The sequence below is a fragment of the Paenibacillus sp. P3E genome (genome assembly GCF_001909045.1).
Lineage (GTDB): Bacteria > Bacillota > Bacilli > Paenibacillales > Paenibacillaceae > Paenibacillus_AQ > Paenibacillus_AQ helianthi.
Genome location: NZ_LVWH01000053.1, coordinates 1 through 6,174, shown reverse-complemented (window position 1 = coordinate 6,174; position 6,174 = coordinate 1). Strand labels below are relative to the sequence as shown.

6 protein-coding genes are annotated in these 6,174 nt (G+C 41.9%); 1 reads left to right on the top strand and 5 read right to left on the bottom strand.

Going from position 1 to position 6,174, the window contains the following annotated elements; genetic code table 11:
* The first annotated feature begins 1,275 nt into the window (after positions 1-1,275).
* Positions 1,276-1,584, top strand: coding sequence for a hypothetical protein (locus tag A3842_RS31895; RefSeq protein ID WP_143186183.1), 309 nt, complete (start codon positions 1,276-1,278; stop codon positions 1,582-1,584).
* Between the two features lie 329 nt (positions 1,585-1,913).
* Here the strand turns inward: A3842_RS31895 and A3842_RS06860 are convergent, their stop codons facing one another.
* The 5 genes from A3842_RS06860 to A3842_RS06835 all read right to left on the bottom strand — a co-directional run bounded on the left by A3842_RS06860 (position 1,914) and on the right by A3842_RS06835 (position 5,854).
* Complete coding sequence (locus A3842_RS06860; protein ID WP_074100863.1) at positions 1,914-2,306, bottom strand: NUDIX hydrolase; 393 nt, start codon at positions 2,304-2,306, stop codon at positions 1,914-1,916.
* A complete protein-coding gene (locus tag A3842_RS06855) occupies positions 2,306-3,523 on the bottom strand; it encodes a TrpB-like pyridoxal phosphate-dependent enzyme (RefSeq protein WP_074083987.1) in 1,218 nt (405 codons plus the stop codon). Before A3842_RS06855 ends, A3842_RS06860 begins: the two co-directional genes overlap by 1 nt.
* Positions 3,523-4,323 carry an MTAP family purine nucleoside phosphorylase gene (locus A3842_RS06850; RefSeq protein ID WP_074083986.1) on the bottom strand — a complete coding sequence of 267 codons (801 nt, stop codon included), beginning with the start codon at positions 4,321-4,323 and terminating at the stop codon, positions 3,523-3,525. Before A3842_RS06850 ends, A3842_RS06855 begins: the two co-directional genes overlap by 1 nt.
* A 14-nt stretch (positions 4,324-4,337) precedes the next feature.
* Positions 4,338-4,598: a hypothetical protein gene (locus A3842_RS06845; protein ID WP_074100862.1), complete on the bottom strand. Its 261-nt coding sequence runs from the start codon at positions 4,596-4,598 to the stop codon at positions 4,338-4,340.
* Positions 4,599-4,999: 401 nt separating this feature from the next.
* Positions 5,000-5,854, bottom strand: a complete 855-nt coding sequence (locus A3842_RS06835) for an inositol monophosphatase family protein (RefSeq protein ID WP_074083983.1) — start codon at positions 5,852-5,854, stop codon at positions 5,000-5,002.
* Between the last annotated feature and the right edge of the window lie 320 nt (positions 5,855-6,174).

Genomic DNA, 6,174 nt, shown 5'->3' with positions numbered 1-6,174 from the left:
TAATAATGATCATTCCCCTCTTTATGTTCATACAAACTATGCTTTAAATATCACCACATCAAAATCGTACAACAATTATCTATTTATGTAAATATTTTCTTTTTAAAAGGATATAATTTGACTATAGCCCATTTTATTCATAATTTTAGGGTGGTATTATAGATGGCTATTACAAAATCCACGCATGGAGCAAATTACATTCGAGCCTTTTGACTTATCCAATGGTTTAAAAAGCCAATGGTCCCACCTGTGAGAAGATGCACACCACAACAAAAAGACCTAACAGCACTGACTGCCCAGCATGCGGATCTGAATATAGAGCAAGAGTTGCTTACTGCGGGATAAGTTTCGAATTGTCTAACACACAGGTGTGGACGATTGTAACGAAGCCGCTCATTGACTACAATATGCGAAATAAAAAACTAATCAAAACCAAAAAAGAACACTTCCGGCCATTATGCACCATGCGTCCGTGGAAGAAAGATGGCTGTCAGAAAGTATTCAAGATTAAAGAACGATACGGACTGACTTAAGTACACGTTCCCGACTAGAGGAAGCCGGGGCTACAAAGAGCTGTTTAAACAACGAACAGCGGTGGTGCTGGTGAATGCATATACATAAGATTTTTATCAGTTAAACAACATTCGCCATGTAGGTTGGATGTTAGCCAAGGAAGATTCAAATGTCATCACTGAGAAAGACATGCTATTGCAAAAAACAACACCTCAAATTCAGAGAATTAAAATAACTTGGCAACAGGATTACTGCTCTGTTATACTACTTCGATTGTTTTAATATGCCGACATTTGGGAAAACTGCTGCAGCCATAGAATTGACCCTTTGAATATCCTCACCTTCACCTTTATCGGGTGTCTAAGATAAACGTAGCTCATAGACGTGATTGCTGCGAATGGTGTGAGCGATGTATCTTCGGAAGCCTTAACGAGTCTACATTCTGCGGTGATGGCACAGTTTGAGCGGCAGGAGAATTATAACCGCACGCTCATAGAAACCATGCAACGTGAGCGAGAGGATAATCAAAAGCAACGTGAGCTGGGATCGCCAAAAGTTCGAACGTCTCAGGGGGAAGTTAGCTGATGCACGAGGCGAGGCGGCCTCTACTAATGAGAGGCTCAGTGATGAGATCCGGAAAGGCCAGCAGGAGACGAGCAAACAGCTGAGCGAGATTCTCTCTCGCATGGATACATATGGAAAACGCAAGTCGTTTTTTTTGAAATATTTGTTATTGATACGTCCAACCCCATTGGGGGTACCGTGACGGGAGGCGCAGTTGTACCAAAAACCTTTACTATAAATGAGGGATATGGCCATATTAAACTGCTTATGAAAAACTATAGTAGCAGTTCAGTTACTGTTAGCCTAACACACAAAAATTCAGGTTGGGTATATTTTTCCGAGGTGATTCCAGGAGATGGATCTATTACATGGAAAAATTTCCAACATGTTTACGAACAAGGCATGCGTGGTGGAGACTATACGCTTCAATGGAGTGGTGGCGGTAGTAACGTTAATGGAGAATTTTTCGGAAAAACTAGTTCATCTATTTCCGATGTTACAAATTAATTCAAGTTTTGCTGTTGAGAAGCTCCCGATTCCCGGGGTTTTTTTATGCTATAGCACCTCCTGCTAGAGATCGTCTGAGAACGCTAAATTAGTACATTTTCAAAACTCCCTGTTTTTATAATTGTTCCACGAAACTCTAATCCGTTGTTATGCGCTAAAAAGATGGCCGATTTTGAAGATCAAAAGCTCAGACCTTCACAAATGCAATATGGGTGATCTATATTCACCCTTTATTTACGCATGCCCAATTCTCCATCTCCCGGCCACCGGCTCCTTCATCATCCTCTTCTTCACTTTAACTACAGGATGAAATCCTGCGAATTCATGAGTCAGAGTGAGAAAACTGAATCATTTCGAGGGAGTGTAACAGAAATTGCTTGATTATTGGCAAATCGGGTGGATTTAATCTCAAAAGGAATTTCCTTATAATCAAAAAAACGTAATTCTATCACTTCTTCTCTATTCTTTTCTAAAGTGCCGATATAATCATTACATAAATAAGCAGTCACAACATTATACACTTCGTCTCCATGAGGATATTTGTAATAAAACTCGTCGCCTGAAAACACATCAAACAATGTTAATGAATTTGCGATTAAACCTGTCGCCTCTAATAGTTCTCTCTTAGCTACCTCTGGGAGGGTCTCTCCTAACTCTAATGAGCCACCAGGTAACCCCCATAAGCCATTGTCGGTTCTGCGTTGTAATAAATGCATCCGCATCACAAAAAGCCGCCATAGGATTCAAGATCAAGCTGACCGTTTCCTGTCAGCAAGGCAACGATATTTCTATTCTCATATTGACGACACATTTTTTTAATCGCATTTATTGTATAAGAGCTTTCCGGTGAAGCGATGATCCCTTCATTCCTAGCGAGTTCAATAGCCGAAGCCATGGCCTCCGTTTCATCAAAGGCTTGAGCCTCAATGATGCCTTGATTGACAAAGTGGGATACGATCGGAGCCGCAGCATGATAGCGCAAACCAGAAGCGTGCATTGCTGGTGGTCTAAAATCATACCCCAAGGAATACATCAGCAGTTTACTGCCCCCTCCTTCTCCATCTGCATAATCGTAACCATATTCACCTTTGGTAAGCGTTGGAATGGCTGTAGATTCAGTACAAATCACACGTTCCAACCGTTCTCCATAATAATCTACAAGTGGTAGGGCAAAGCCACCAAAAGAACTGCCACCGCCTACACAGCCAATCACGATATCCGGTTCTATATTGTGACTGGTAAGCTGGTCTATTACCTCTAATCCAATTACAGTATTGTAAGTAAGCACGAAATCAAATAATGAGCCTGCAATGTTAATACTACCATTCGCTTGTGCAATTTCTTCCAGTACCTCAGAGGTTGCAAATGCGATAGAACCGTTTCTTTCACCTCTAGCCAGAAATACCCTTCCTGCCTCTGTTTGATCACTTGGCGAAGCTATAACGTCCGCTCCGTACATTTTCATCATAAGGACCCTTAGCTTCTTTAATTCATAAGAACTGCGGACCATATAGACTTTACAATTTAAACCAGTCAGTTTTGCAGCAAGTGCCGCTGCAACACCTGTTTGACCTGCACCCGTTTCGGTAATTACAGCCGTTTTACCCTCCACTGAACCATAGTAAGCTTGCGGTAAAGCTGAAGTGATCTTAAAGCTCCCATTGCTTAAAGTATCTTCACGTTTGATATATATCCGATTAGTTGTCCCCCAAGCTTTTTCTAAGCGGTATGCACGCTGCAATGGCGTTTGGCGGCCAACCATACGGTAGCTTTGTTTAACTGGTTCTGGGATGCCGATCCAACGCTCCTTAGATATAGCATGTTCGATAACCTGAGCCGGGTGATATTTCCGGTACTCTTCGACCTCTTCATATTTATATATTTTCTGTAACTGTTCTTCCGTGAGCAAACTCCTTACATTAAGCCACTGATTGATCATTAGACATGAGCTCCTTTTAATGAACCCGCACAAGCGCACCTGCATTGTTCGGGTTCGATTTTAGTCAGTACAACTCCCAGAACTGCAGTCATTCTTTCTACGGAGGCTGCAAAGTTGTTAACAACGTCTTCATGTGTAGTGGGAAGATCTGGATGGTCCTGACTATTCAGCACACAGGCCATATCTGTAACAACTCCAAGTGACATATAGCATATTCCACGTTCACGGGCCAATACTGCTTCTGGATATCCAGTCATAGAGATGACATCATTTCCTTCGTGATAATAAATCCGGTTCTCAGCACGCGTGTTGAAACGCGGCCCTTGTATAACCAGCATTACCGCTTCATTGTGAAAACGGTATTTTGATGATATGAGGCTCTCTTCCGCAATAACTCTCAAATCTTCACAAAAAGGGTCACTGGCTGAAACATGAACCGTTTCCGGACCGTCAAAAAAGGTATCCTGTCGTCCCCATGTTCTGTTCACAAACTGATGGGATAGCACAAAATCTCCTGAGACCATAGCAGGATTCAAGCTACCCACTGCGTGTGTCGCTATCAATTTTCGTACACCAAGGTTATAAAATGCCTGGATATTGGCCCTGTAATTAACTTTGTGCGGGGGAATCTCATGCTTTATTCCATGCCTGGCAATGAAATATACCTGTTTGCCAGCAATAACACCAGACTGAATGGCCGAGGATGGATCTCCATATGGTGTTGTCATCATAAAAGAGTCATGATGCTCCAATAATTGATAGAGCCCGCTTCCCCCAATAATCCCAACTGCATTATCCATTATGTGTTAACTCCTTAATATTCACCGATTAAAACAAGCGGAAGCCATTCTACGCCGAATTGTTCGCGCAAATTGTGACCAGCCTGTTCTTGACGGTCAACGATTGATGAATACCCTACCATTTCTATGCCCAGTTCGTGTAATATTTCACAACATCTTGCCACAGCTGAACCTGCACCCGTCACATCGTCAATCAGCAGCACTCGACTGCCTGAAGGTAGATTCCCTTCAATAATGCTGGATTTTCCGTAAGGTTTAAGTTCTTTGCGAATCATGAAGCCGTGCAGCCCTTTCCTCTTAAAAAGCTCAAAGTCATAATCGCGCTAATAAGCGGTAGGGCAGCGCTGCAAGGGTAATTAACTCAGGCTGGTACAGCAAACATGCGGTTCCACATAGACATCGCAAGTCCCACCTGATCGACGACATTTGTAGAGCAGGCTCAATAATCTCTCTATAATGCTGCAAGCGGTCTGCGAACATGTACATTTGCAGGGCGTTGTAATCAACCAGATGACGTTTTTCAGGTTCATAAATAAAAGTTTTAAAAATTTGAAGCTGACGCATTTCTGGCGTTGGCTACATAGTTAAAAGAACCTCCTTCCCTTCATTACATAACTTTTCCGCAAGCATTTCTATCATTGTGGTTTTGCCTACACCATTATTCCTAGTTTTTTATTCATAGCCAGACCGATCCCTGCAATCCGATTGTATCCATTAAAATCTCCTGCAAAGAAGCATTGGAAGCTCCAAGAGTACAAAATTTTTGCTGAAGAGTAATTTCGGTGATATTTCCTTGTGTAGTCAGTAGTGTGATGGAAGTCCCCTTCTCAGTAGTAACCCAACCTCCCGCTTCCTCAAGAATCAGGGATGAAGCAAGAACATCAACCAGTTTCGCCGTATAGCTGATATCAACAAAAACCGAAGCAGCACCACTCGCCAAACAGCAGAGATCCAGTGCCGCACATCCCATAGCCCTGTAGCTCTTAAGCTGAAGAATTACCCTTTTCATGGCTTGCAGCCCCCATTCCGTCTTTGCTAATCCAACAAATATGCCGTCTCCCTGATTCAGCCGTTGCTGCATCAAAGTATGGATCGGCTGTCCGTTTCGAAATGCGCCTTTTCCTTTGATAGCAGTGTATTCATGACCATTAGCTAAATTAATTACATATGCCCCACATACTTCGCCATTCTCGTCCAAAATAGCTATTGAACAGGCGTAGTAAGATAAACCCATAGTAAAATTTTTAGTACCGTCCAGAGGATCAAGGATTACAGTAAACCTCCCCCGGTTAAAGTCCAGATAACCACTTTCTTCACTGATAATATTACGGACAGCCGGAATACCCTTAAAAAAGTTTAGACAAAGTTCTTCAAGTACGAGATCAATCATCAAACTTCTTTCACCATAAGCATTAACCTCTTGAACGCTAAATAATGTTTTTTGATTTAGACAAGCCACTTGTTTGAGTGCATAACCCAATTTCGTACATTCCCTTATAATCTCATGAACTTGTTCAATGCTGTCAGCCATGATCTCACCTTCTTTTATTAATGTAAGAAACACCTTTCCTTTGAGAAAAGAAGGGTACAGTCAGTCTTTGCAAATTCGTTAAGTAATTCGGCATCATTTGCAGCCAAACCTGGAAGAATGAACGCAGAAATATTCACTTTCATAATTTGCCGAACTGGAATTTACTGCACAATTAGTCTTTACTGAGCATGCGATATGCCAAGCCATAAGTACATCCTCTTCCAGCAATTTGGCATGATGATGGCAGAACCATGGATGTCCAGCAACTATGATTTCGAAAAGAAACTAACTTTATTAGTTGTTATAAGAATTATATAAAT